Here is a 25,053-nt window from a genome sequence, read left to right as displayed (position 1 = left end):
CACGATCCACGGCCGCGACTGACGGTTTCCCATACCCAGACATACGAGCAGAGAGGCCAACAGCCTCATGATCAGCAGCTTTTGTTAGAGCCAGTTAACGTGATCTCCTCGTGCATGCCGGACAGGTAGATACGAAGCACTGTCCGGCGTGGTGTACGTCAAAGCAATGACCGCAGTCGCAAACGGTGACCGGTCACATAGCGCGGGAAGGCGAAGCACAAGGCGGTGACGACATCGCCCTCGTCCTAGGACGGGCCCGTACGCCGTACAGCGACTACCGCGCTAAGATCAACGGCCAGCGGTAGCTCCACAGTCCGCAGGGCAGGATGACCCAGCCAGTGCAGCCGGGCAGTGTCGGGACGACCAGCGTAAGAGGGCGGCCAGGTCTGGGAAGGCGTGAAGTCGTCGACGACGAGCACTCCACCCGGAACGAGTAGGCGCTCGGGATCCGCAGCACTGCCCCCCTTGGCCTGGCCACCGCCGTCAAGCACAAGCAAGTCGTACGGCCCATGTGCGTATATATGAGTCCAGTCGGCGCACAACACACTTACCTGCGGCACATGGGAGAAGACGTCGGCAGCAACCTTTGCCCGCGCCGGATCTCGCTCCACACTGAGCAGTTCCACGTTCGGGGCCGCTCCACTGGCCAACCAGGCGAGACCCACCCCACATCCGGTGCCCGTCTCGGCGATGCGCTGCCGGGTGCCGCCGGCCAGCACTTGCAGCAGTCGGCCTTGCTCGGGGCGGCAGGAGTAGCCGAAGCCATAGCGTTGGGCAGCGTCGAGGGCGCGCTCGACAAGCGGGGGCAGCGGCCCGCTGTGCATGCGGTAGGCAGCAGTGCCGTTCATCGACATGACGGCAAGTATGGCTTCTACGGTAGGCCCGGTCACATCAAGCACACTCCGATGAACGCGAGTTGGCGCCCGGCTATGCTGGGGCGGCACCACCTGGTCCGGCATCGTCTGTAGTCCGACGGGAGTGAATCGGCTTGCATGTCGACGCAATTGGATGCCCCTACCGAACAACAACCACGGCTGTTCGCCCTGATCCGTGCGCCGACTACCTCTCCCTCAAAGGCGGCGATCCGGTTGAGTGGGACGAGTTCCTCGGTGTGTGGGTGGTGACCGGATACACCGCGGTGGCGCAATTGCTACGGAATCCGGCTCTGTCTTCCGCCTGGCCGACGCAGGGTGGCACAGCGCTGCACGAGGACGCCCCGGACAGTGGCAACGGCTCGCGGACCAACTCCGTTGTACGTCGCTGGTTCATGTTCAATGACGATCCGCGCCATGCCACGTTACGGAATGTCGTGGCGCCACTCTTCACGGCGGAGCGCGTCGACGGCACTCGCTCTTTTATCGAATCGACGGTGACAGATCTGCTCGCCGGGGTCGGAAACAGCTTCGATGTGATGTCCGATCTGGCGATTCCGCTCTCCAGCCAGGTGATCTGTCACGTACTCGGCCTGCCCCCTGACGTCGCGCCACGACTGCGGTCATGGACCCAGGACATCGACGCCCTGTTGAGAGCCGACTATCTCCCTCAGGCGCGGGAAGAAGGGAACCGTGCCGTGCGCGAGATATCCGACGCGGTCGAATCCGTTCTGCGCGCAGGTGGTGCCGACGACGACACCGGGATCAGTCTGCTGCACCGAGCCTGTCGCGGGGGAGAGATCGATCGGGAAGACGTACTGGCCACTGCGAGCCTCCTCGTCCATGCTGGATTTGAGACCACCTCTACCTTCATCGGCAAGGCGGTCCGAGCCGCGATCCATACCGGCACCTGGCAGCAACTGACTGTTCCCGAGGCCGGAATGGCGTTGGACGAACTGCTCAGATTCGACACCTCGGTACAGCAGGTCGCCCGGGTGGCACGAGAACCGGTGAGCATAGCCGGCCGACGTATCGAGGCGGGAGATCTGGTCCTGCTCATGCTGGGGGTCGCCAACCGAGACCCGGCGGTGTTCTCCGCGCCCGACCGCCTGGAACCCGGGCGGGAAACCAAACGGCTCCTGACCTTCGGTCTCGGCGCCCACTACTGCCTCGGTGCCCGACTGGCCAGGCTCGAAGCTGAGGTGGCACTTCAAGCTCTGGCATCGCGATCGAGCACTCTGTCTTTCGCCGCGCCTCCCCTCAGTCGATCACACAACGGGGTGACGGTGCTCGAGCGACTCGACATAGCATTCGCGTAGATATTGAGGAGGAGGTTACCGGAATGCGGACCATATGGGATGTCGTCACGGAACAGTGCGAACGCACGCCGACGGCGGTCGCGGCTGTCGGCACACGCCGGTACACGTACGAGGACTTCACCGAACGAGCACTGACGCTTACCAAGACCGTCTTGGACGGGATGCCGCGCGGTTCCCTGATCGCTCTCGACACCAGCAATCCGGTGAGCGCCTCGATCGCGATGCTGGGCGCGGCCCGATGTGGCTGTGCCGTGCTTCCGCTGAACAGTGAGAGCCCGTCGGCCCACCAAGAAAAGGTGTTCTCCGACGCCCGCCCCGCGCTGGTTCTGAAGTCCGTCGAAGAAGGGCTCTTCACTACCGACACCACCGCTCACGGGCAGGATGGGCAAGCGGCCCCTGGACCCTTCTCGGAAATCGCCTATGTGATGTACACATCCGGTTCCACCGGGCAACCCAAGGGCGTCATGGTGCCGCACAAGGCCCTCCTCGCCCGACTGTCGGGGCTGGCCGAGGTGCCCGGATTCGCCCCCGGCGAATCCATCGTCGCCATGACCGCTCTGTCGTTCGACATTTCCATGGCAGAGCTGCTGCTGCCACTTTCGGTCGGGGGCACATTCATCGCTGCTCCCACGGATGCCCGGACGGATCCCGACACCTTCGCTGAATTCGTCGGACTGCATACCCCCGACATCATCCAGGCGACTCCGAGTTTCTGGCGCCTTGCTTCGGCGGGCGGCTGGGAAGGTGCGGCCGACAGCCGGATCTGGTGTGGAGGTGAACCTCTGACTCAGAGCCTGGCAGCGCAACTGCTCGGCTGTGCGCGGGAACTGTGGAATCTGTACGGCCCCACCGAGGCGACCATCTTCGCGACGGCAGCACGGATCGAATCGGCCGACTCGATCCCCTTGGGATCCCCGCTGCCCGGCTCGGGGGTCGCGCTGGACGGGCCGACGACGGACGGAGGCGAACCAGAGGAGGGAGAGATCCTGCTCTTCGGTGAGGGTCTGGCTGCGGGGTACCTCGGCCAAGAGGAGCTGACCCGCCGACGCTTTCACCTCCATGACACCCCGCAGGGGCGACAGATAGTCTACCGGACAGGCGACCGCGGGCGTCGGCTGCCTGACGGCCGCCTGTTCTTCCTCGGACGCGACGACGATCAGATCAAGCTGCGCGGTCACCGTATCGAGCTCGGCGAGGTCGAGGCGACGCTGGAGGAACACCCGGCGGTCACGGAGACCGTAGTGGTACTGCGGGACCGCGACCGGCCGGAGCGCGCCTACCTGGAGGCGCTGGTCGTGGCCGGCGTGGAGGTTACGCCGGCCGACCTCAGGCAGTGGATCCGTGACCGTCTGCCAGCGAGTCACTGCCCGGCGAAGTTCACCGTCTTGAACTCCCTGCCCCGTACGACTGCCGGCAAAGTGGACCGCGCCCGGCTGGCCTCGTGACCCACTGACCAGTGGATCAGGCCAGGGCGGCCATGTCGGTGAATGCCGTGCGAAGCCCCTCCAACAGCGTCATCCCGGTCACCTCATCGATACAGTCCGCGCGCCAGGCGAGGTGCACTCGCCAGCCCCCGTCCGGCCGCGGGATGGCTTCGACGAGTAGGTCTAGGCTGCTGCGGGGCTGCGGAACACGGACAGCCTCGAGCACGACCGTGTCGTCGAGCACGGCTCGAGGTGGGTCGTTCTGCAGCACGACCCATGCCTGGAACCACGGGTGGCGGCTGCGGTCCGGGCCCAGCAGCCGGACGACTTCGTTGAACGGCGTGCGCCCGTGCTCCATGGCCGAGGTGAGCACCTCGGCCGAGCTGCTCAGCAGTTCTCCTGCAGTCTGCTCGGACGCTCCCTGGAGCACCAGCGCCAGGGGGTTGATGAAGCACCCGATGACCGGTTCGAGCGCGGTCGCCACCCGGCCGGCCGTCACGGTGCCGAGGCACAGGTCCGGCACGCCGAAGACTCCCGACATCGCTCGGCCCGCGGCGGCCAGCAGGGCGGCGCCGGGGGGACCGCTGTGCCGGGCGGCGGCCCCGATCAGCCGACCCACGCTCTCCCGGTCGAGGTCGAACGACTCTTCCCTCCGCGCTGCTTGTGTGCTGTCGGGCGGGGCGGGCAGGAACGGCGGGGGCGCTTGACTCAAGTGCTCCCGCCAGAACGGGATGTCGTTCTCCCGCCAACGTTCGGTCTCCGCCCGCTCCCACCGGCTGTACGACTCATAACTGACAGGCGGTGCCTGCAAGTCTCCGCCTGAATAGGCGGTGGCGAGGTCCTCTATCAGCAGCTTCTCCGACCAGCCGTCGAACGCCAGATGGTGCATCTGAAGGCAGAGCATGTGGCGGCCTTCGCCCAGCGTGCAGAGCCGTGCGCGTACAGGAGGATCTGCCTCGAGGTCGAACGGCGTCTCCCACCAGTCCGAAATGAGCCTGGCGGCCAGTGTCTCCAGGTCTTCAGCGCCGGAGACGTTCGCTGCCGGCCGTTGTTCGAGGGTGAGTGCCGCGGTCGACCGAGTCACCTGGGTGGGCTCGAGACTGGCCTCGTCGATCGGGTAGACCGTGCGCAGCACCGCATGGTGCTCGATCACTCGAAGAAGCGCCGACTCCAACCGCGTCGGATCGAGGTCACCGGAGAGAAGATAGGCGTGCTCGATCGTGCCGTCGGCATGCCCGGGGTTGAACTGCTCGGCCAGCCACAGTCTCTCCTGGGAATGGGCTAGCGGGGCGGGCTTGTCCTGGGGGGGCGGAAACGGCGTGGCCGTCTCACTGTTCCCGCCCGTGGCGCCCTTCAGCCCCATAAGACCGGACACGGTCGGGGCTCCACTGATCATGCGCAGGGGAACCCTGAACCCGAGCCGCTTGGACAACTCGCGCTGAAGTACGACGAGCAGGATGGAGTTGCCGCCCGCATCGAAGAAATTCTCGTCATCGGAGGCGGGATCGGATTCCAGTACGGTCCGCCACGCCTGCACGATCGCGTCCCGTCGTGCACTGACATTACTCACCCAGATCGCCTCTCTGCCGGGCGCGCCGGCGCACCCTGAATCCATACCGGTCGTTCATCCTGCCGCCGTCCCGGTCAGCAGACCACGTGCCAGACCGCCTGCCGCGACCCCCTGCTGTCCTGAGATCGCCGCAAGCGCCGCTTCCGCTGCGGCAGTCACTCCGGGCCGTGATTCGAGCAACTGGGCAAGCCCCCGCGCACTGGGGGCGGCGACGAAGTCCGACATCTCCAAGGGGGCGTTGAGAGCCCTGCGCAGGACCGCGAGCACCCGGGCAGCACCGAGGGAGTCACCACCCTGGTCGAAGAACGACGTCTGCCGGGCCACCGATTTTCGCAGTACGGCCTGCATGGCCAGCACGACGACCTCGGCGACCGGGGAGGCATCCTGCTGCCCGGCCACCGGCTCATCCGGATCCGGCAGGCCGACCAGATACTCCTCGACCATGGCCGACAGCGCCCGGGTATCCGCCTTGCCGCTGGAAAGCAGGGGGAGTCCGGGCACGCAAAGGACGACGGTCGGCACCATGTACCCCGGCAACACGGCCGACAGGTACCTGCGTACCGCCTGCGGATCAGGCCCGGCGTCCGCTTGCCCGACCAGGATGGCTGCCAGGCCGCTCTGTCTGTGGTGGTCGAACGGCACCACCGCGCACTGCGCGACTCCCGTGCACTCCCGGGCCCGGGTCTCGATCTCCTCGGGTTCGATGCGGTGACCGCGAAGCTTGAACTGGGAGTCGCGGCGTCCGTGGATGCGCAGGAGGCCGTCATGGCCCCAGGAGGCGATGTCGCCCGTGCGGTAGAGCCTCCTGCTGCCTTGACCGAGGTCGTGGTCGATGAATTGACGGGCGGTGAGGGATTCCGCACCGAGATAGCCGCGGGCTAGCCCCGCCCCGCCGATGAACAACTCGCCACGGCAGCCCGGCGGCATGCGGCGCAAGTGCCTGTTAAGCACGTGGAGTTCGGTGTGCGCGATCGGTGTGCCGACGGTGACCGGGCCCGGCGTACAGCGCCAGATCGCCGACCAGACGGCTGTCTCGGTCGGTCCGTAGAGGTTGTACACCTCGTCGGCCTCGGTCAGTAGTCGATCCTTCAACTCCCGTGGCAGCGCCTCTCCCGTGCAGAGCGCGACCCTGGGCCGAACGGTGAGGTGGTCCAGCAACAGCCTCCACACACTCGGAGTCGCCTGGAGGACGGTCACCTGTGCGACGGCGGCCAGTTCGGCGAGCAGCGTCGGGTCGGCGGCGGTGCGGTCGTCGGCTACCTCGACCGTGCCGCCGGCCACCAGTGGGGCGAGGAGTTCCGGCAGGGAGATGTCGAAGGTGGTGGCCGTTGAAGCGGCCACCACATCGCCGGGGCCCAGACCGGTCAGCCGGACAGCCTCGCGTACGACGTTGGTGAGTGCCTTGCGCCCGACCAGAACACCCTTGGGCACACCGCTGGATCCGGAGGTGAAGAACACATAGGCGTCGGCGTCGCCCTGCACCGTGACGGACTGCGGCGGTGTCTGGTCGGCGCCGGTCGCTATGGGCTCCACTCCTGCGGCGGTCAGGACAACGCTCAACTGCGCCAACTGTCCGATCAGCCGCAACCTCTCGGCGGGCAGCCGCTGGTCAAGCGGCACATAGACGGCGTCCAGCTCAAGCACGGCCAGCAGCGCGGCCACTGTGTCCGTTCCACGCGGAAGCCGCACTCCGACCCGCCGGCCGGGTCGCACGCCGGCGACGGTGAGCGCCGTCTTGAACTCGGTGATCCGTTCCCGCAGCCGCCGCCCGGTCAGCGCACGGCCCCCGGACCGGACCACAACCCTATCCGGGTCGGTATGAAGGCGCGCCGTGATGTCATCGACGATGTCGCCCTGAATCTCCTCCCCGCCCAGAGCCGACCGGCTTTGGAGCTGGTCCTCCCCGGTTAGCAGCAGCGGAACTTCACCCAGTCGGAGCCTCGGATCCGCCGCCCACGCGGTGACGAAGGCGGACAACCGCTCGGCGATACGGCGTCCGTGATCCGGGGTGAAGAGCTCGGTGCTGAACTCGACCATTGCGGCGAGCCGGCCGTCGGCCTCCTGCCAAAACTCGACGGTGAGATCGAACGCGGCCGTGGCCGGGTCCACCCTGTGCTCCTCGGCCGTCACCCCGGTAAGGTCCAGTTCGGCTCCCAGAGTGTTCTGCAGCACGCACATGACCTGGAAGAGCGGCGTACGGCCCGGCACCCGCGCTGGTGCGACCGCGCGCACGATGCGGTCGAACGGCAGCCGACGGTGTACACACCCTTCGAAGAAGGAGTCCGCTGCCCGAGCGACGAGGTCGCGGAGCGTCAGGTCCGTCGTCAACACGACGCGGACGGGCAGGGTGTTGACGAAGAAGCCCACCAACGGCTCGAACCTCTGGCCGGGCCGGTCGGCCACCGGTACACCGATCACCACGTCGTCCTGGTCAGCGATGCGGGCCAGATATCCGGCCAGTACGGAGTACAGAGCTACGAAGAACGTCGTGCCCTCCGCCGCTGAGACCTCTTTGAGGCTTTCGGCCGTGCCCTCAGGCAGCAGCAACCGGGCCCGGTCGCCCGACCGGAGGAGTTTCGCAGGGCGCGGGTGGTCGTACGGCAGGTCCAGTGCCTCCGGCGCGCCACGGAGGGCCTCGCGCCAGTAGGCGGAAGCCTCTTCCTCGCTCCCGCCGTACGCCTCGACCTCGCTCTCCAATGCCGAGGCCACCTCTGCGGCGGACAGCGGCAACGGATCGAGCACGGTGAGATCGGCGGCAGCGCCCGGAGTGTAGAGCGCGCTGAGCTCCTGAGTCAGCACGTCCAGCGACCAGCCGTCGGCGACGAGATGGTGCAGGCGCATCAGCAGCAGCGAGCGGTCGGAACTCTCACGCAGCAGGTGGACGGTGAACAGCGGGCCATGAGCCAGGGACATCGGCCGATCGACCAGTTCCGCGCAGCGTGCCGCGACCTCATCTGCGGAACCCGGTTCCTCGGCGGTGAGCACGCTGTGCGGGGCGGGAAGGATCAGCAGCCGCGCGCCCGCCTCCGACTGATCGCACACCGACCGCAGCAGCTCGTGCCGCTCCACGAGCACCTGGAGGGCGCTGTCGAGAGCCGTCTCGTCCACCGGGCCGGTCAGCCACCAAGCTTGGCAGATCACATGGGTGGCGCCCATCTCCTCGTACTGGTCGAGGTACCACAGCCGCCGCTGCTCCGGCGTCATCTCCACGGCTGCCGTGTCCCGCCGGTCAGCCATCCGTGGCTCCGGGCTGCCTGATTTCGTCGATCGCAGCCGCGATCGACTTCAGGACCGGCTTGCGAAGAATCACCATGGGCGGGAGAGCCACCTGGAGGTCGCGCTTGATCCGGCTCTGCATCTGGAACGCCAGCAGTGAGTGGCCTCCGATTTCGAAGAAGTGGTCCTGGACAGTCACTCCTTCGATGCCGAGCAGTTGCTGCCACAGGCTGATCAGATAGGTCTCGGTTGGACTCGTCCCACGGGACCGGGGCTGTTGGCGGTTCTGTTCTCCGTCCAGGATCCGGCGCAGTGCGTCGAGATCGCGTTTGCCGTGCTCGTTCGCAGGCATGTCCTGAAGGAGCACGAAGCGGCTCGGCACCATGAACTCGGGCAGGTTCCGGACGCAGTGGTCGCGAAGCCGGTCCGCCGAAGCATCGTCGTCGAGCACGACGAGCGCCGCGAGGCTGCGGTTCTCACCCTCGCCTTGGGGCAGGACGACGGCATGGTGGACGCCGGGGTGCCTGAGCAGCATCCGTTCCACCTCTCCGCACTCCACGCGATAGCCGCGGATCTTCACCTGGTCGTCCGTTCTGCCCAGGAACTCCAGGACCCCGTCGGCGGAGTACCGGGCTAGGTCACCGGTGCGGTACCGACGGCCGGATCCCGTTCCGGCCGGGTCGGTGAGGAACCTTTCGGCGCTCAGCTCCGGCCGGCCAAGATAGCCCCGGGCCACGCCCGGGCCCATCACATGGATCTCGCCCGTCTCTCCCGGGCCCACCTCACGCCCTTCGGCGTCCAGCAGCAGGACACTGGCGTCGTCCAGCGGTCGGCCGATCGGGATGCTGCTGCGTTCGGTGTCAGCGAGGGTGACCTCGTGTGCCGTGCAGGCGGTGGTGATCTCCGCGGGACCGTAGAGGTTGAACAGTCGTCCTTCGAAGCGGCCCGAGAGTATCGCCCGGCAGGTGGCCGGCAGGACGACGTCACCGCCCACGTACAGCAGGCGAAGCGCGGAAAAGGCATCGGGGTCGTCACGCACCACATGGTTCGCGACCATGGTGGGGACCAGCATGGCGGTGATCCGCAGCCGCCGCAGCTCCTGCTGGAAACCAGCGGCCAGCAGTTCCGGCACGTCCGGCAGGACGACGACCTCCGCTCCGTGGCGCAGGGACTGCCACATCTCGAAGTGGAAAGCATCGAAGGACAGACTGGATATCTGGCCCACCTTGTCGTCCGGCGTCAGATCCGGCAGGAAGGAATTGCATGCGAACGACAGGATGTTGCGGTGCTCCAGCACGATCCCCTTCGGGGTACCGAGCGAACCGGAGGTGAAGAGCACGCTCGCCGCACCGTCCGACCGGGCTCGTCCTTCGAAAGCCGCCGAGGCGGGCAACGCGCCGCTGTCGTATGCGATGACGTCCGCGCCGTGGGCGTCGAATCTGCCCTCCCAGCCGGGTTCGGTCAGCACCGTCTTCGCGCCGGTCTCGGTAAGCATCAGATCGCGCCGCGCGTCCGGGTAGCGACTGTCGACAGCCACATATGCGGCACCCGTCTTGAGGATGCCGAGGATCGCCGCGAGAACGTGCGCCGATCGACGCATGTACATGCCGACCCGGTCCTCCTGGCCGACGCCACGCTCGACAAGAAGGGCCGCCACGGCGTCCGCCCGAGCACCGAGCTCGGCATAGGTCAGGGATTGCTCGGCGTCGGTGACGGCGGGGCGGTCAGCATAGCGCTGCACCGAGTCCTCGAAGAGCTCGATGAGCGTAGCTGCGGGGTGTTCGGACGGTGTAGTCATCAAGCAGCCTCTCCCGCGGGCGTGTCGGTCCACTCGTCGTACGGTTGCCGAAAGAGAGCGGCCCAGTGGTCCAGGAGCACCTCGATCGTGTCGCGGTGCAGCCGGGAGGCGTCGAACCGGGCCTCGACGGAGTAGATTCCGGGGTCTGTCTCCACCAGACTCAGCAACAGATCCCAGTAGAAGTCGGAGTCCGAGGGCAGGGTCACGGGCCGGACGGTCATCCCCTTCCCCAGGTCGATCGCCTGAGGCGGTTTGACCGCATCGAAGAAGACCCGTACTCCGGACTGCGGGCCGGTCGGCTCAGGGTCCTCGTCCATCGCTCGTACGGCCATCGGCAGGGCGCCATGGCGTAGTCCCGCGATCAACGATTGCCGAGTGCGCCGGACGACGTCGTCGATCGTGTCCCCGGCCTGCACCTCAGCCGGCACCGGCAGGCAGTGGCTGATCCGGCCGACGAGCCGCATGGTGTCGGCCGTCCGGTTGATGACGGGGAGCAGCGGTGCGAGCAGCGGATTGCCCGTGGCGCGGTACTGCGCCGTGGCTGCGGTGGCCAGAGCGACGGTGAGCGGGAAGGTGCCGTAGGCGCTCGCCGCCCCGAGGACGTTCTCGTCCGCTTCGGGACCCAGACGGCGCGTGAGAATCACCGAGGCGGGTTCAGTACCCGGGGCGGGTGGGGCGAGGATGCGGGACAGACGTGGTCGGCCCTCGCCGAGTTGGCGCCAGTACGAGTCGATGCGTTCGGCGGCCGCGGAGTCGGCCCACGAACGCTTCCACGCCTCGTGATCGAGCGCCTGGATGACGGGGGCGGATGCGGGGGCCACTCCTTCGCCGGTCAGGGCGCGGTAGTGAGCGGCGAGTTCGTCTAGCACGGTGGTGAATGCCGTGCCCTCCAGTACGAAGTGGTCCGACACCACGACGAGTCGGCGACGACTTGGTCCACGGAGGAGCACCAAGCGCAGGAAGTCGTCGCCGGACCAGTCGAAGCGTTCGGCCAGCGCCTCCTGGGTGGCGGCGACGAGTGCCTCCTCCTCGTCCGTAGCGATGTCCCGGACGACGGTGTGTCCCGCAGCGGGGGCCGGGCGCGGTGTCTGCCACAGCGTGCCGTCATCGCCCGGCGCGAACCCGGTGCGCAGGACCTCGTGGTGGGACACGAGCGTCTGGGCGGCCCGCTTCAGTAGGCCGGGGTCCAGCTCACCGATCACATCGAAGCACTCCCAGATGAGGAAGGGCGCCGGGTCCGGGTCCTGCGACTCGAGGCGGTACTGGCGCTGCTGGGCCTCCGTCGCGGGTGCCGTGCGTACCGGAAGCCGGGTCATGGGGGGCAGCTGCAGACTCATGTCGGAGGCCCGGATGCAGGCGTCCGTGAAGACGTCGAGCCGACGGGCGGCCAGCAGTTCGGTTGCCGGTACCTCGTAGCCGAGCGCCTTCGACACGCGCGCGGACAGCCGAACGGCGTCGAGCGACTTGGCGCCGAGGTCGAAGATGTCGTCGTGCAGGTCGACCTGTCGACCGAGCAACCGTGCCGCCTCCCTGCGCACCAGCGCGGCGACGGTCCCCCGGGCGGAGCGGTCGGCGAAGGACGCGGACTCCGCCTCCGACGCATCGTGCGCTTCCCACGTGTCCATAGTGTTTACCGTGTCCATGGTTCATTTCTGTGTCGTACGGCGAGGGTCAGTGGTAGTCGGGTAGCACGTCGACGAGTTGGTCGGCGTCCGCGTCCGCCCAGCGGCTCGGCTCGAACTCCAGCACATCCACCTCGGCGACGCCCTCCCGGACGAGCGGGTCCTGGCGCGCCAGCTCCTCGACGGAGCCGCTGTCGCATCGGGCACCGATGATCAGGCCGCCCGGGTAGGAGGTACCGCGCCCGGAGACCAGGAACTCGCCCGAGGCGTAGTGCTCGTCTAAGAAGGCTTGATGGCGGTCGATGAGCCCGGGAACCGACGAGGGCGGGACGGCGTAGCGCAGTTTGATGACGTACATCGGGCGGCACCTTTCGGCCAGGACGGTGGTGGAACGTCGCCATCTCCGGTCGGTTGGGTACCGACCCCTGATGGCTTCTGATCAGAATTGCCGAAAACGCGATAGGGAGGGATGAGTTGACGAACCTGGACAATCAGCCGGGAACAGCTCCGAAGCCAGATGTGCTCCAGGTGAGCGCTCGGTTGGCCCGCTCCTGGGACGTGCCGACGCCCGCGGCCGAGCTCGCGGAATTCCGGCATGTCCGGACCGGCAGCGACGCGGAGGCGGTGCCTCGTCGTTCTCGTCCACTGCCGCCGTCCCCCGGCCTGGGCAACCTGCTGCCTAGTGCACTGCGCTGTGCCCAGGCACTCGGCTATACGGTGACGCAACGTGCCCTGCCCGGCCCCTGGGCCGCCGTGGCCGGGTTCACCTGCCGTGAACACGCCGCGATCATCGTCAACCCCGACCGACCCGGCTCCGCGTCCTATGGGGACGGCCGGCTGCTCGTGCGGGCCGAACTCGCGCTGAACCTGCTGCATGAACTGGCTCATGCGGTGGACCCGGTCGACCATGTCTTCGCTCACCCCGGGCCCCTGCGTCCCGGTGAACGACGGGCGGCACTGCTGGCCGAGGCGGTGGCCTGTCTGGCCGCGGAGACACTGGCCGCCCGGCTGGGGGCAGGACCGGCCGGCGGTGGACAGGCGCGGTATCTCGCCTCCCAGCTGCACCCTACGGAACCCCTGACGATCGACGAGGAGGCGGGCGTGCGCACGCGAGCCGATGAGGCGGTGCGGCTGGTGGTCCTGGCCCATGAGGCAGAGCCGTGGTACCCGTCGGACGGTGCGCACCAGGCGGATCACGTCCTGTGTATCGGTGGGCACACCGTGGAGTTGAACTGCGGTGCGGCGGCCCACGGCGGCGAGCCGCCCCATGCGGCGGCCGCCGCGGCCGCGCACTGGAGTCGCCTTCGCGCTGCCGAACTGGCCCACGGGAACACGCCGGTGACCGGCTGACCGGACGAGGGCGTGCGGGCCGACGCACGGCCGGCCCGCACGTGGATCACTCCTCCTCGGCGGGAATGACGATGACGTCCATGGAGGCACCTCCCTTCGCGAGTGCTCCGGCATGCCGGAGTTGACGGGCGAGTCCTGGCCGCCGACCGCCTGATCGGGGTCAGCTGCCAGGCGTTCAGGGGTGCCGTCAGATCTCGGCGGGTAGTGCATCTTGCACCGGCGACGGGTACAGCGGCGCCCGGCACGGCTTGGTGATGCGCACATCGGCATAGGTGTGCTTGCCCTGCCCGGCGTCAGGTAGCTTGGTCAGCCTGAACTTCTCGAACTCGATGGTGGAGTCCGTACCGACCACGAGTTCCGGCAGCCGGGTGGGATGGACGCCGATGCGAACCTGCATCTTCTTCAGGTATTCGATCTGCTTGATGATGCAGTAATTGCAATCGAGACAGGTGGGAATGTTCTCCGACCAGGCGAACCAAGAAGACGTCGCCTCCAGCTTGCGGCTACCCGATGGCAGAGTGAGCAGGTTGTAGTTACTGACGAGTTCGTGAAGGTAGACATTCCCTTGAGTCAGCATACGAATGAAATTGATGTCACCGGTCGTACCTCGCTCCAGTACGACGCTGCCGTTGGCGACGCCGAATTGGTATCCGAGCGCCACGAGGACATCCAGATTGCGCGGGGCGCCGAGGTCGTGCACCCAGCAGTCGAGTCCGTGCAGCCACGCCCCAGCACAACTCGTCTTGTGGAAGGTCTTGACGCCGAGTTCGTCACAGAATTCGATGAGCTGGTTTTCTATGGGCAGCTCGATCTTCTTCCGCTTCTTCGCGTCGTGAAGCCCGCCGAGGACAAGCAGGCCCGTGTGCTCGGCTGCAACTTCGCTCAGCCGACGCAGAGTGGCCGGGTCGTCGTTCCGGTTGCGGATGATCGGACGAGTGAACACAAGGGTGTTCGGGAAGATCTGCTTGATAGCGGCGATGAACCGGACCCGGTTGTCGAAGGAGATCCCGCCCTCGTCCAGCCCGGTCAAGGAGTAGAAGACCACGACCTTGTCCACATGTGCGACTCCGCGCAACTTCTCGAGGACCGCGTCGTCATAGCCGGCCTTGGTGAAGATGGCGATCGGAGCCCGGTGTGCGGCGAGGGACTCCAGCTTTGCGACCGTGTTGTCTATCTGCTCCGGAATGAAAGGGTCCCCGTAGGTGTCATTGACTGAGACGGGAACTTCCCGGGTCCAGTTCTGCGCAGCGTCCCCGGCATCGCTCTGCATGGGATCGAACTGAAAGGCGTCCGCAGAACCGAAGGGAACATCTTCGCCTGAAAGGACCGCGGATCCAACAATCTCAACATCGACCGGACTGCTCGGCTTCATTCGCCGACTCCCCCTTATGAGCCCACTGAAACCCGGGTTGAAAGAGCTCTGCAGCATGACGGAGTGCACGTTTTGTTGATTCAACGTACGTGTTGATGGGGGGGAGCATGTAAGCCATCGAGGCGGGGGTGGCTATATCTGTTCGAAACGTGGCCTAAATTGATCGATCCCTGGCTTGCTGTGTCGAGTCACCGGTAGCGTTCCCTCGGCCTGAGCGATTCGGTGATCAAGCGGGGGTGATCTTCGGTGGCAACGTGCGACGGGGTGCTGTCTGACGGGGAGGGCACAGTTCTGTGAGCTCCCGGACTGAAGCTGTCAGCGCCTTCACCAGTGAGGACGTCTACCGCGCCCAGCAGGCGGTGTACCGCACCGGATCCGGACAGGACGCCCGCGAGGTGCTGCGTGCTGCCGTCACCCGGCTCAAGCCCGGTGATCTGCTGGAAGTCGGCTGCGGCGAGGGGGAACTCGCTCAGGCTGCCATGGCTCACGGTCACCGTGTGGTAGCGGTGGACGGCTCAGAGCGGATGGTGGAGCTGGCCCGGGCCAGGGGGGTGGACGCCCAGGTTTCCTTGCTTCCGACGCTGCCTTACCCCTCGGACTCCTTCGACCTTGCCGTCGCGGCCTGGGTGCTCCATTACCTGACGGATAAACAGGTAAGGCTTGCCCTACGTGAGTTGGTCCGCGTAGTGCGCCCGGGTGGCAACCTGATCTTGGCCACCAACTCCGACCGCCATATGGCAGAGCTCTGGGCTCGTCTTCCCTCCGCGCGCTACCGGCTGACGTTCCCCGCGGAGCGCGCCTCGGAACTGCTCTCGTCCGTCGGGGCGCACGCACAGATCACCGAGGTTGAGGGGACCGTCGTCTTCCGTGACGACGCACAGGCCAGGCAGTTCCTGCGGAACCAGGTCAGACCGGCGAGCGCGGTGGATCGTATGACGCCCATCGAGGGCAGCTTGACCGTCACCCGCCGGGCAGCCGTGATCGTCGCGGAGTTCCCCCGGTGACCGCCCGGGCGCGCCTTTGGTGGTTCGGGCCGATGGTGCCGGCCCTGGAACCGATGTGGCACAAGGGACTGATCCTTCATCCGGTTCGCCGCACCGGGGACGTCACCTGGCTTGCCGATGGAACGGGCGTACAGAGGGCGAGGCTGGTCGATCCGCTGCGGCAGAGCGAAGCCCCTGAGGCGCACGACGGCGAATTGTGGGCGCTGGAGCGTGGTGGACCGGCCCCCGACGCGGGGCTGCGATCCGCGGCACGCGGAGTGGTGCTGTGGGGGCGTCCGAACAGCCGGCTGCTGCCGCTCGTCGACCGACTCCGCGATCAGGGCCTGGCCGCGGGGCTGCGCGCCGACCTGGTGCTCGGCCGCACGGAGGAGGAGGCCGGCGACCGGGCGGAGCGGTACAGCGACAGCTACGACCCCGACGAGGCCGCGGCCGAAGCCCTGCTCGGAGCACTCGCCAAGCCGCAGGAGGGCGAGCCGGGCCGCGGCATACCCCGGGGCAGCTACCTCGTCGACCGGGGCACCACCTGGGTGGGTCCCGGCTCCCCGGGAATCGCCGGTGGCCAGTGGTCCTTCACGCTCATCGGCACACCCTCCGTCGTGGGGGCCGCGCTCACCGGGTTGTTGGACCGCGGCGTGGGGTTGTGCTGCCTCGGAGGCTCCGCGGCGGAGGCCGAACTGCTGCCCGGCCTGATCGAGCGGATCGAGGCCGGATGAGCGGTCATGCCCCCGCCCCGGTCAGTTGCTGCCAGTGCACTCCCCTCCGGTCCGTCGTGGTGAGCGGATCTGCGATCAGCCCCCGACGGGCCGGGACCTCGGCATCGGCCTCGAACTCGTACAAGAGCACGGCGCCGTTGGGCACCGTGTGGCCGGCTCCCCGCGGCAGCGGCAACGGGTGCGCGCTCCAGGAGGGTTCCAGTGCCATCCGGGCCGCCATTATCGCCTCCCCGTGGCTCACGGCAACCAGGGCACCGCTGCGCAGGCCGGCCAGTGTGGCGGCAAGCCAGCCGCCGACCCGGTCGCGTACCTCCCGCAGACTCTCACCGCCCTCCGGTCGCCAGCCCCACGGGTCTGCTCGCGCCTGCCTCCGGGCCTCCGCGCGCCGTTCGTCCACCGCGTCACCCTCGGCTCCCTCGAACCACCTGCCCCAGGCCCGTTCTGCGAGAGGCGGACACGCCTCCACGACTCCGGGCAGACCGAGCAGCGCTGCCGTTTCCCGCGCCCGCTCACTGGGGGAAGAGCACACTGCCGCCACGTCGAGCCCGAGGCCACGCAGCCACCGCCCGCACGCCCGCGCCTGTTCGCGGCCCACTTCGGTGAGCCCCGCCGACGTCCCGTCGACCGGGGAGGGCAGTGCATGGGTGTTGTGCGCACACTCGCCGTGTCTGACCATGATCAACTGTCGGACACCGCGCACATCCACCCCCACCAGGAACATTGCAAGGAGAAACCGCTGTGGAGCAGTCTGGCACGATGCCCGCGCTGGTGGCCCAGCGCATCTACGACTTCGAGCCAGTGCCGGCGACCCTCGTCGGCGACGTCCTGTACTCCGACCAGGAGTACTGGCGCCATGCCGGCAGACGGCGCTACTTCTGGCTGCTGGAGGAAGACGTCCAGCTCGTCTACGAGCCCTTCGGATGGCGGGGCGAGTGGTATGTGGACCTGGTCTCCTTCGAGCGCGTGCAGTGGAACGAGCTGCCGCTGTTCAGGGTGCGGGACCAGTACCTGGACGTGGTGGTCGAAGGCATGGGTCCCACGTACCGGCTGATCGACCTCGACGAGGCGGCGGAGGCTCTGCTTTCGGGCGAGCTGAGCGCTCCCGTACTGGCTCGGGCCATGGTCAAGGCTCAGCGGTTCATCGACAGGTACCTGCACCGCGGCGCGGTGTTCCCGCCGCCTGCCCTGCACGGCCTGTTCGACGCCGATCACTGCTACCCGGACTGGTCGCAGCAACCCGTGCGGCTCAGAAGCTGAGCCGCTCCCCTTCAGCGGAAGGCCGTCCCGCATGAACATCGTGCCGCCCGCCGCGGAACCGTTCCTGCGGCCCTTGTACGCCACGGACGACGCAGCGTGGCCTGCAAGCGACCTCCCGTTGGACAAGGCGGTACTCGACGCCCTCAAGGAAACCAAGTCCGCCTACACCGTGCTGCAGGCATGGGCGGCCCGAGCACTGCCGCTCGGGCCGGAGGCCCGGGCCGAACTGGACCGGCTCCGCACCCGCGAGGCCGTCCTGGACCGTGAACTCGCCGCTGCCTCCAGCTGTCTCACGGAGGCCGGAGTCGAGCACCTCCTGCTGCGGGGCCACGCCCTGGGCACTCGATACCCGGCAGGGCAGGTACGCCAGTACAACGACGTCGACCTGCTCATCCGTGAAGGCGACGCGCTACCGAGCGCACTCACCGCGCTGCGGTCCCTCGACTACTACACAGCTCGGCCCATGGTGTGCCGACGTGACGGGGCCGGACTGTGGGCGGGTGTGGCACTGAACCGTCGAGTCGAGGGGCTCGGTCACCCGATGTACCTCGACCTCACCACGCTCGGTCCCGGACTGGACCGCGCGAGCGCCATGCCGCTCCCCGCAGATGCCTGGGCGGGGCTGCGGGAACTGCCGGTCGGCGGGGCCCTCGTGCCGGTCCTCGACACGACGTGGCAGGCCGTGGTGTTCGCCGTGGAACTGGTCGAACGCGGAGGCAAGTTCATCTTCCGGGACCTGCTCGACCTGCTGGCCCTGGACCGCGACGGAGCCGACTGGGACGCCGTCGTCGCAGCGCTCGCAGGAGCACCCGCGGCAGTCGTCGCCTTGGCAGAACTGCACCGCATCGCCCAGGAGGCCGGGATTCCCGTACGGACGGCCCGGGTGCCGCGACCGCCGTCACACGGCCGCGGTACCGCGGTGTCGACGCGAAGCCGCCGCGCGGCCGTCGCAGCGCTCGACCACGTCATCGCCCGGTTGCGCGGGAAGAACAAGGCCCGGGCCCGTCGGCTCGTCGAACTCTTCCCCGTGCGGCCATGGTTCGCGCTCGGCCTCCCGGTCTTTGTGCTGCCGCCTGCCGCCGACCGGCAGGTGTCCGGCGGTGCGGTACTCCGCGGCGTCGGCCTGCCGGACCACCGGGCGCTGGTCTATCCGCTGGTGCCGCCCGGATACTCCCGGGCCGCCTTCGCCCCACCGGCCGAGGAGCACATATGACCGTCATCCAGCACGACGCCTGGGCCCGGCTGTGGCTGGCCGAGCTCGAACGCCGCACCGACCGTTCGCTGCAGGACGCCTCGCTAATCCGCGACCGACTGGCCCGTGCGCGCGAGCGCACAGAAGTGCTCCACGCACGTGCCCGAGACGGCTCGGAGGCTTTCGCGGGCATGGCCGAGCACCGGCACCCGCTCACCGGTCAACGGGAGATCGTGCTCAGCCATCTGGCGGCGGAACGCCCGTCAGCGCTGCGGGAACTGCTGGCAAAGCTGCCCGTCGGCGATCAGGCCGCCGCACTCGAGACGGCCGGCGTACCCGGCGACGAGACCGCCGCCATCATGCGCCAGGCGTCTTTCGAGCCGCACGTCCTGACCCTCCGGCACCGCACGGGTCCTCAGGCGCCGGTTTTGGAGGGGCCGTTGGACATCCATGTCGCGCGCACCGCGGAACACGGCTTCGTCTATGACTGCCTGGCGACGGCGCTGGGGCGCGGGCTGTATGACGAGTCGACAGTCACTGACCTCCGGGAGTGGGCACGCTCCAAGTTCGAGCTGACCGGTACGTCCGTCTGCCTGGTCGGCACCCTCGACGGCCGACCGGTCTGTCACGGCCTCGGTGTCCCGCGGCCGGACCGTTACAGCGGCGGCAAGGTGCTGTACGTCGTGGACGTGTTCGTGATCCCCGAGGAGCACTCCCGTGGCTTCTCCCGGATGGTGTCGGCCGCGCTGCTGCGCCGGGCGGCCGAGCGCGGTCACCAGGTCCTCGAGAGCGATCTGGTCATCGGGCCGAACAGCGACAAGCTCCTCGACGGCCTGCGGGACGCCGGCTGGGTCGCTGACCGGCTGCGCTGGCGCCGGGCGGCGACGGGGGTGGCCCGGTGACCCCAGAGTCCTCCGCCATGCGTACGTCCCCACCTGCAGCCTGTCTGGTGGCGCAGACTCTGGAACCGCTTATCGTCCAGCTGCCCTCGGGCCGCGCCCCGGCGCCGGGCACGCCCTGGCTGATCATGATTCACGCCCCCGGCGAGAACCGCACCGGCAACAACTACTGGCAGGCGCAGACCGCACGCCGGCTCGCCTCGGCCGGTATCACCGTGGCCCGCTTCGACCTGGCCGGATACGGGGAGAGCCTCGCGGACAAAGACGTGTCCGTCTGGGACCGCCAGATCGCCGAGGCGGTGTCGACCGCAAGGTCCTACGACGCGTCCGCCGTCCATGTGACGGCCCGCGGGCTGCACGCCGCGCTGCTGCCGGACTCGGCGCCCGGGCTGCGGGTGGCCGTCTTCCCTCCTGAGCCGCAGGACCTCGACTGGTGGGGGCAGAACGCCGGCCGGTCCGGGACGTGGGAGGCCCGATCCGACGCACCGGCCGACGAAGTGGCCTTCTGGGCCGCATGCGGCGTTGAGACCAATCTCCTCGGCGGGCTGACCGCGCCCATCGGCGTACTCGACGAACTCGTCCGACGGATGTGCTCCTCCGAGGCTGCCCCCGGATGGGACCTCACGCTCTGCACGGAGGAGGGCAGGACCGCCGACCCCAGCCGGATGATCGCCGGTCGCCACGGTCTGGCACGGCTCGAGGCCGACCGGCACGGCCTGCAGGACGTGCTGCACAACGCCCTCATGATGTGGCCCCGGCAGCCGGGTCCGGAAGGAGCAGAATGATGGCACGCGGACGGCTGATCGTGGTGAGCGGCGTGGACGGCAGCGGCAAGTCCACGCTCGTCTCCGGGCTGGCCCGACGTCTGACCCAGCGGGGCCTGACCGTCCGGTCGCTTCCTGCGCTGAAGCCTCGCGGCGAATCTCCGGTCGGTTGGGCCCTACGGACCCCGTCGGCAGGTGGAGGGGAGACTCTGGAGCGCTGGATCGCCGGGTACTTCACCCTCGTACTGGCGTCGAACGCCGCAGAGGTGGTGATCCCCGCCCTGGACCGTGGGGAGTGGGTGATCGCCGACCGCTGGGCTCTCGACCATGTGGCCAACCAGCGATCGTTCGGCATCGAATTGGACGAGTGGACCGCCTGGCTGAAGGTGGTGCCGCAGCCAGACTGCCATCTGCTGGTGGATGTCCCGCCGGATCTGGCCGCGCAGCGCATCGCCAGCCGCGGCAAGGACCCCGGTGTCGGCCACGGTGACGACTTCCTCACCCGGTGCCGCGGCCACATGCTCGAACTCGCCCGGGAAGGTACCTGGGGCCAGGTCACCGTGCTCGACGGATGCGCGGACGAGGCGTCGCTGCTCGATGCGGCCGAGACGTCCGCCCTGTCCGGGGAGGAGCGATGAGCGTGCCCGGAGTCGTCACCCTCGACGGGCCCAACGGTGTGGGCAAGACCGCCGTGGCCCGTGAACTGGCACGGGAACTGGGCTGGGCCTGGCTGTCGATCGGCATGGTCTACCGGGCGCTGGCAGCGGCTGCCGCCAAGCTCGCCTCGCCCCTCCACCTGCGGTGGGAAAAGGCATCGGACGGCGGCCTCGACCCAGTGGTCGAGGTGGCGGGGACGGCATTTCGCGAGGCGGATCTCACCGCCGAACACTTCGGCTCCGCCGCTTCCCGGCTCGGCGCGGATTCCGCCTGGCAGGCCAAGGTGAACCGGGTACTGCTTGCCGCGACAGCCGACCGCGGCGTGGTGGCGGAAGGCCGGGCGGGCCAGGAGATCTTTCCGGATCCGCTGTTGGCGGTCTTCCTCTGGGCCGACGCCGGGGAGCGGGCGGCGCGTGCGGCAGCGGTCAGCGGCGTTGCGTACGACCCCGAGCGTGAGCGCCGCGACCGGACGCGCGCGGCGGAGCCCCTCCGTGTCAGACCCGGTTGCCTGGTGTGGAACTCCACCCGGTTCACCATAGAGATCACTGTCGCAGCGCTGGCCCGGAGAGTGCGGACCGTCCGGGGCGAGCGGGAGTTCACCATCGCGGTGACCGGGTTGCGGGGTGAGCACCGCGGTGGCGGACTGCGCTGCGTGCCCGGAGACCATCCGGCCGACGCGTTCCTCACCGTCCCGCCCGGCGGGGGCGACGCCGAGCGGCTGGCACTGGCCGAGGCTCATGCGCCGATCCTGCGGTACGGCAGCGACATCGTCACCGTGGGCCGCGTGCCCAGCCGACGGGGGGACGCCGTACTCGACGCCGTGAGCTGGCCGGCCAACCGTCAGCTCAGGGCGCGCTGGCTGCTAGACCACGGGCACTTCGCCGTCCCCGCGGAGGTGCTCGCCCTGGCCGACGCGGACTGGGCCGCGGCCACCGACGGCCTGGGCGCGAGGCGTCCCAGCGCACTCGCGGCACTGCAGGACGCGTGGTGGCTGCCCTGCCCGGCCACGGCCCCTGCGGCCGGTCCCGCGACGACGTCGGACACGGGGCATGCCCAGGCGGACCTGGACGCCGTACTGCGGCAGCCGCGTCAGGGAGACACGACGACACTGCTGTTCGACCTGAAGGGCCATCACGATGCCCGGGCCGCCCTCTGGCTGACCGCGGCCGCTCCCGACGCCCTGACCGACTTCGTGCAGCGGGTGTGGGGAGGCAGCCGATGACCGGCGAGCGGGAAGTCGTCCGCGAGCAGTTGTGGAACGGTCCCCCGGGACGACGCTGCCTCGTCGTCATGGATCGCCCGGCGACTCGGGAGCCGACGGGTACCGTCTGCCTGGCGCACGGCCTGACCGGCGATCGATCTGGGCCCCAGGAGTTGCTCGCGCAGCTCTCGGCGGACTTGTGCGCCCGGCTGGGCGTCCGCGTCATCCGGTTCGACATGACGGGTTCGGGCGACTCCGAGGGCGACTTCGCCGACACCCGCTTCAGCGGCATGGCCGAGGACTTCGTAGGCGTCGCCAGGGCGTTGTGCCGTCCGGGCGAGCCGCTTGTGTGTGCCGGGATCAGCATCGGGGGGGTGCCCGCCGTCATGGCTGCTCATCAGCTGACCCGGGCCGGCGGAGCCGACGGCCCTCGACCCACCGGAGTACTGCTGCTGTCGAGCGACCTGATCCAGGGCGTGCGGTTCGCGACCGAGGGAGTGACGGCCATCCGAGGCGGGGAGTTCCACCTCCCGGCAGTGTTCTTCCGAGAGCGCGAGAGCATCCGTCCCCGCGACCTGCTGCTGGAAACCGGGCTGCCGTTCCTCCTCTGCTACGGCGCGGCCGACGACAAGGTGGCCGGCGAGTCGGCTTGGTTCGCCGAGCACGGCGGGACGGTCGAGGCCATGTCCGGCGATCACCTCTTCGAGAGCGTTGCCGCCCGGCGCGTACTGGCGAGTGCCTGTGCGGGCTTTCTCAGATCCGCCTTCTCTCTCTCCCCATCAACCAGCGACATCCGGGAGGATGCGCGATGACCCTCACCTTGTGTCTGATCGTCCGTAACGAGACCGCCTATCTCCGTGGCTGTGTGGAGTCCGCCCGGGACTTCGTCGACCAAGTCGTCATCGTCGACACCGGCTCGACCGACGGCACCGTGGATATGGCCTGGCAGCTCGCTGACACGTTCTGCGAGGTCCCGTTCGACGGCGATTTCTCCGCTGCCCGCAACGAGGCGCTGGTACGCGCGGACGGAGACTGGATCCTCTTTCTCGACGCTGACGAGCGCATGATCGACGGCGAGGCTCAGCGGCTGCTGGGGCATCTCAAGGAAGTCGGCCCCGATGTTCTGGGACTGCGCCTGCTGCGCTACAACTTCTTCGCCACCGGCGGCTTCTACACCGGCCGGGAGCTGAAAGTGTTCCGCAACCTTCCGGAGATCGAGTACCGACGCAAGATCAACGAATCCGTCGCGGCCAGCATCACGGACGCGGGGGGCAAAGTGGAACCCGCGCCGGTGGTGATGAACCATTTCGGGCACTGCCGACCGGTCGCCGAGCGTGACGAAAAGGCGTACCGCTACCTCTCCCTGATGGATCGCCAGTTGCGGGACAACCCCAAGGACGCCGTGCTGGTCGGCTACAAGGGCCTGATCATGCGCACCCTGGGCCGCTTCGAGGAGGCGGAGGACCACTCCAACCGTTCGGTCGCTCTTGATCCCTCCTCCGCCACCGTCTGGCTGTTCCGCGGGCACGTGCTGCGCTCGCTGGGCAAGGACGGGGAAGCCCTGGAGGCGTATCTCAAGGGCCTGAGCGTGGCGCCCGAAAACGCCGCGCTGCACAACATGGCGGGCGTACAGCTCGCCGCACTGGGCCAGCACGCGGATGCGGCCGAGAGCTTCCGTACCGCCCGTCATCACGACCCGCAACTCCTGCACACGGACATCAATCTGGGACTTCTCGCCCAGGCCAGCGGCGACTGGACTGGTGCGGCCGAGCTGATGCGCAGGGCGGGCGCGGCCAACCCCGGCTTTTACCACGACGAGTGGGCAGGACGCGCGGAGCGTGATCCGTTCCGTGCCTTCTATTACGAGACCGTCCTGGGCTACGCCGGTCTCGGTTACCACATCGGCTACTGCGAGCAGCGCCTGAGCGGCACCGTACCGCCGTCGGGCCGCTGACGGGATGGAGAGGCGACGGCAGATGACGACCCATAGCGCCGCCGAGTTCGACAAGATCGCACGGGAGTACGACGAGTCGCGCGGCGGTACTGCGCGCGCGGAGGGTTTCGCCGAGCAGTTGGCACCGCTCCTCGATCCCGACCGAGTGCTCCTGGACGTGGGCATCGGGACGGGCATCGTCGCTGCGGAGCTCGTGCGGCGGGGCATCCCCACCGTCGGTGTCGATCTGGCGCCGGCCATGCTCTCGCTGGCTCGTCGTCGGCTCGGTGCCGCAGTCGCTGTGGCCGACGCGGCCCGGTTGCCCATCCGCTCGGCCTCGGTGGCCCAGGCCGTCTCGACGTGGCTGTTGCATGTGGTGCCGGACCGTGCGGCCGTCTTCCAGGAGGTGGCGCGGGTTCTGGAGCCCGGAGGCCGGTACTACGTGATTCCGGCTCGTGGTCAGCGGCCGACGGACGAGATCGGCGTCGTGGTCAACGAGTTGGAGGATCTCCTCGATCCGAGGCGGAGCCGACAGGACGGCCCGGAGGAGCTTGCACCGACCGCCGAATCCTGTGGGCTGAGCTACCTCGGCCCCTTCGGTCAGCGCACCAAGGTCTTCGAGGAGTCCCCGGAGGACATGGCGCAGGCGCTGTCCGCCGGCCTTTTCTCCGGTTCGTGGACGGGCGGCGCCAAGGCCGCGAAGGCGACCGAGAGCGCCTGCGCGAAGCTGCGGGCGCTGTCCGACCCGGGCCGGCCGCGCAAGAGGGAGGTGGTGGACGCGGTCCTCGTCTTCGAACGGGTGCGGGACGTATGAACTGCCGCACCGCAGTCATCGGCCTCGATGGGCCTGGTTCTGTCGAGCGTCCGTACGAGACCGACTCAGGAGGATC

22 protein-coding genes are annotated in these 25,053 nt (G+C 68.4%); 14 read left to right on the top strand and 8 right to left on the bottom strand.

The window, feature by feature from the left end; genetic code table 11:
- Positions 1-245 precede the first annotated feature (245 nt).
- Positions 246-854 carry an O-methyltransferase gene (locus ACZ56V_RS31785; protein ID WP_468947093.1) on the bottom strand — a complete coding sequence of 203 codons (609 nt, stop codon included), beginning with the start codon at positions 852-854 and terminating at the stop codon, positions 246-248.
- A gap of 134 nt (positions 855-988) precedes the next feature.
- On the opposite strand from ACZ56V_RS31785, the gene ACZ56V_RS31780 reads away from it, so the two are divergent.
- Both ACZ56V_RS31780 and ACZ56V_RS31775 read left to right on the top strand, forming a co-directional pair.
- Complete coding sequence (locus ACZ56V_RS31780; protein WP_468947091.1) at positions 989-2,191, top strand: cytochrome P450; 1,203 nt, start codon at positions 989-991, stop codon at positions 2,189-2,191.
- Positions 2,192-2,214: 23 nt separating this feature from the next.
- Positions 2,215-3,636: an amino acid adenylation domain-containing protein gene (locus tag ACZ56V_RS31775; protein ID WP_468947089.1), complete on the top strand. Its 1,422-nt coding sequence runs from the start codon at positions 2,215-2,217 to the stop codon at positions 3,634-3,636.
- A gap of 16 nt (positions 3,637-3,652) precedes the next feature.
- On the opposite strand, the gene ACZ56V_RS31770 is transcribed toward ACZ56V_RS31775, so the two are convergent.
- The 5 genes from ACZ56V_RS31770 to ACZ56V_RS31750 are packed head-to-tail and all read right to left on the bottom strand — an operon-like array spanning position 3,653 to position 12,179.
- Complete coding sequence (locus tag ACZ56V_RS31770; protein ID WP_468947088.1) at positions 3,653-5,185, bottom strand: condensation domain-containing protein; 1,533 nt, start codon at positions 5,183-5,185, stop codon at positions 3,653-3,655.
- Between the two features lie 54 nt (positions 5,186-5,239).
- Positions 5,240-8,389, bottom strand: a complete 3,150-nt coding sequence (locus tag ACZ56V_RS31765; protein ID WP_468947099.1) for a non-ribosomal peptide synthetase — start codon at positions 8,387-8,389, stop codon at positions 5,240-5,242.
- A 25-nt stretch (positions 8,390-8,414) separates the two neighbouring features.
- On the bottom strand, positions 8,415-10,199 hold the full coding sequence (locus tag ACZ56V_RS31760) for a non-ribosomal peptide synthetase (protein ID WP_468947086.1): 1,785 nt from the start codon (positions 10,197-10,199) through the stop codon (positions 8,415-8,417).
- Positions 10,199-11,824 carry a condensation domain-containing protein gene (locus ACZ56V_RS31755; RefSeq protein WP_468947084.1) on the bottom strand — a complete coding sequence of 542 codons (1,626 nt, stop codon included), beginning with the start codon at positions 11,822-11,824 and terminating at the stop codon, positions 10,199-10,201. The genes ACZ56V_RS31760 and ACZ56V_RS31755 overlap by 1 nt, the downstream gene beginning before the upstream one ends.
- A 46-nt stretch (positions 11,825-11,870) precedes the next feature.
- Entirely contained in the window at positions 11,871-12,179 is a 309-nt protein-coding gene (locus ACZ56V_RS31750; RefSeq protein ID WP_468947082.1) for a YciI family protein, read from the bottom strand.
- A 116-nt stretch (positions 12,180-12,295) separates the two neighbouring features.
- Between ACZ56V_RS31750 and ACZ56V_RS31745 the strand changes: the two genes are divergently transcribed.
- Positions 12,296-13,171, top strand: coding sequence for a hypothetical protein (locus ACZ56V_RS31745; protein WP_468947080.1), 876 nt, complete (start codon positions 12,296-12,298; stop codon positions 13,169-13,171).
- A gap of 187 nt (positions 13,172-13,358) precedes the next feature.
- Here the strand turns inward: ACZ56V_RS31745 and ACZ56V_RS31740 are convergent, their stop codons facing one another.
- Positions 13,359-14,543 (bottom strand): hypothetical protein, encoded by a 1,185-nt coding sequence (locus tag ACZ56V_RS31740; protein WP_468947078.1) that lies wholly within the window; start codon positions 14,541-14,543, stop codon positions 13,359-13,361.
- 293 nt (positions 14,544-14,836) lie between these two features.
- Here ACZ56V_RS31740 and ACZ56V_RS31735 point away from each other — a divergent pair, with 293 nt between their 5' ends.
- Complete coding sequence (locus tag ACZ56V_RS31735; protein ID WP_468947076.1) at positions 14,837-15,547, top strand: class I SAM-dependent methyltransferase; 711 nt, start codon at positions 14,837-14,839, stop codon at positions 15,545-15,547.
- Positions 15,548-15,579: 32 nt separating this feature from the next.
- Positions 15,580-16,260 (top strand): hypothetical protein, encoded by a 681-nt coding sequence (locus ACZ56V_RS31730; protein ID WP_468947074.1) that lies wholly within the window; start codon positions 15,580-15,582, stop codon positions 16,258-16,260.
- A gap of 4 nt (positions 16,261-16,264) precedes the next feature.
- Here ACZ56V_RS31730 and ACZ56V_RS31725 read toward each other — a convergent pair whose 3' ends face one another.
- Positions 16,265-16,936 carry a histidine phosphatase family protein gene (locus ACZ56V_RS31725; protein WP_468947073.1) on the bottom strand — a complete coding sequence of 224 codons (672 nt, stop codon included), beginning with the start codon at positions 16,934-16,936 and terminating at the stop codon, positions 16,265-16,267.
- 62 nt (positions 16,937-16,998) lie between these two features.
- On the opposite strand from ACZ56V_RS31725, the gene ACZ56V_RS31720 reads away from it, so the two are divergent.
- From ACZ56V_RS31720 to ACZ56V_RS31680, 9 genes are read left to right on the top strand one after another with little or no spacing between them, the layout of a single operon-like run.
- The gene (locus tag ACZ56V_RS31720) at positions 16,999-17,517 is read left to right on the top strand and encodes a DUF402 domain-containing protein (RefSeq protein WP_468947071.1); all 519 of its coding nucleotides are present in this window, start codon (positions 16,999-17,001) and stop codon (positions 17,515-17,517) included.
- Positions 17,518-17,548: 31 nt separating this feature from the next.
- A complete protein-coding gene (locus tag ACZ56V_RS31715; protein ID WP_468947070.1) occupies positions 17,549-18,730 on the top strand; it encodes a nucleotidyltransferase family protein in 1,182 nt (393 codons plus the stop codon).
- Positions 18,727-19,611, top strand: a complete 885-nt coding sequence (locus ACZ56V_RS31710; RefSeq protein ID WP_468947069.1) for a GNAT family N-acetyltransferase — start codon at positions 18,727-18,729, stop codon at positions 19,609-19,611. Before ACZ56V_RS31715 ends, ACZ56V_RS31710 begins: the two co-directional genes overlap by 4 nt.
- Before the next feature lie 47 nt (positions 19,612-19,658).
- Positions 19,659-20,393, top strand: a complete 735-nt coding sequence (locus ACZ56V_RS31705; RefSeq protein WP_468947068.1) for a hypothetical protein — start codon at positions 19,659-19,661, stop codon at positions 20,391-20,393.
- Positions 20,390-21,010, top strand: a complete 621-nt coding sequence (locus ACZ56V_RS31700) for a dTMP kinase (protein WP_468947067.1) — start codon at positions 20,390-20,392, stop codon at positions 21,008-21,010. Before ACZ56V_RS31705 ends, ACZ56V_RS31700 begins: the two co-directional genes overlap by 4 nt.
- The gene (locus ACZ56V_RS31695; protein WP_468947066.1) at positions 21,007-22,251 is read left to right on the top strand and encodes a (d)CMP kinase; all 1,245 of its coding nucleotides are present in this window, start codon (positions 21,007-21,009) and stop codon (positions 22,249-22,251) included. Before ACZ56V_RS31700 ends, ACZ56V_RS31695 begins: the two co-directional genes overlap by 4 nt.
- The gene (locus ACZ56V_RS31690) at positions 22,248-23,042 is read left to right on the top strand and encodes an alpha/beta hydrolase (protein ID WP_468947064.1); all 795 of its coding nucleotides are present in this window, start codon (positions 22,248-22,250) and stop codon (positions 23,040-23,042) included. The genes ACZ56V_RS31695 and ACZ56V_RS31690 overlap by 4 nt, the downstream gene beginning before the upstream one ends.
- Entirely contained in the window at positions 23,039-24,184 is a 1,146-nt protein-coding gene (locus ACZ56V_RS31685) for a glycosyltransferase (protein WP_468947062.1), read from the top strand. The genes ACZ56V_RS31690 and ACZ56V_RS31685 overlap by 4 nt, the downstream gene beginning before the upstream one ends.
- A gap of 22 nt (positions 24,185-24,206) precedes the next feature.
- The gene (locus ACZ56V_RS31680; RefSeq protein ID WP_468947060.1) at positions 24,207-24,977 is read left to right on the top strand and encodes a class I SAM-dependent methyltransferase; all 771 of its coding nucleotides are present in this window, start codon (positions 24,207-24,209) and stop codon (positions 24,975-24,977) included.
- Positions 24,978-25,053: the final 76 nt, after the last annotated feature.

The organism is Streptomyces sp. NPDC034099, assembly GCF_055575415.1.
This window is presented reverse-complemented; position numbering and strand designations above follow the sequence as displayed.

Bases quoted from the DNA above. Each gene is read 5' to 3' on its own strand.
- ACZ56V_RS31785 (WP_468947093.1), bottom strand. From the start codon at position 854: ATGTCGATGAACGGCACTGCTGCCTACCGCATGCACAGCGGGCCGCTG.
- ACZ56V_RS31775 (WP_468947089.1), top strand. From the start codon at position 2,215: ATGCGGACCATATGGGATGTCGTCACGGAACAGTGCGAACGCACGCCG.
- ACZ56V_RS31765 (WP_468947099.1), bottom strand. From the start codon at position 8,389: ATGACGCCGGAGCAGCGGCGGCTGTGGTACCTCGACCAGTACGAGGAG.
- ACZ56V_RS31760 (WP_468947086.1), bottom strand. From the start codon at position 10,199: ATGACTACACCGTCCGAACACCCCGCAGCTACGCTCATCGAGCTCTTC.
- ACZ56V_RS31755 (WP_468947084.1), bottom strand. From the start codon at position 11,824: ATGGACACGTGGGAAGCGCACGATGCGTCGGAGGCGGAGTCCGCGTCC.
- ACZ56V_RS31750 (WP_468947082.1), bottom strand. From the start codon at position 12,179: ATGTACGTCATCAAACTGCGCTACGCCGTCCCGCCCTCGTCGGTTCCC.
- ACZ56V_RS31740 (WP_468947078.1), bottom strand. From the start codon at position 14,543: ATGAAGCCGAGCAGTCCGGTCGATGTTGAGATTGTTGGATCCGCGGTC.
- ACZ56V_RS31730 (WP_468947074.1), top strand. From the start codon at position 15,580: ATGGTGCCGGCCCTGGAACCGATGTGGCACAAGGGACTGATCCTTCAT.
- ACZ56V_RS31725 (WP_468947073.1), bottom strand. From the start codon at position 16,936: ATGGTCAGACACGGCGAGTGTGCGCACAACACCCATGCACTGCCCTCC.
- ACZ56V_RS31715 (WP_468947070.1), top strand. From the start codon at position 17,549: ATGAACATCGTGCCGCCCGCCGCGGAACCGTTCCTGCGGCCCTTGTAC.
- ACZ56V_RS31710 (WP_468947069.1), top strand. From the start codon at position 18,727: ATGACCGTCATCCAGCACGACGCCTGGGCCCGGCTGTGGCTGGCCGAG.
- ACZ56V_RS31700 (WP_468947067.1), top strand. From the start codon at position 20,390: ATGATGGCACGCGGACGGCTGATCGTGGTGAGCGGCGTGGACGGCAGC.
- ACZ56V_RS31695 (WP_468947066.1), top strand. From the start codon at position 21,007: ATGAGCGTGCCCGGAGTCGTCACCCTCGACGGGCCCAACGGTGTGGGC.
- ACZ56V_RS31690 (WP_468947064.1), top strand. From the start codon at position 22,248: ATGACCGGCGAGCGGGAAGTCGTCCGCGAGCAGTTGTGGAACGGTCCC.
- ACZ56V_RS31685 (WP_468947062.1), top strand. From the start codon at position 23,039: ATGACCCTCACCTTGTGTCTGATCGTCCGTAACGAGACCGCCTATCTC.
- ACZ56V_RS31680 (WP_468947060.1), top strand. From the start codon at position 24,207: ATGACGACCCATAGCGCCGCCGAGTTCGACAAGATCGCACGGGAGTAC.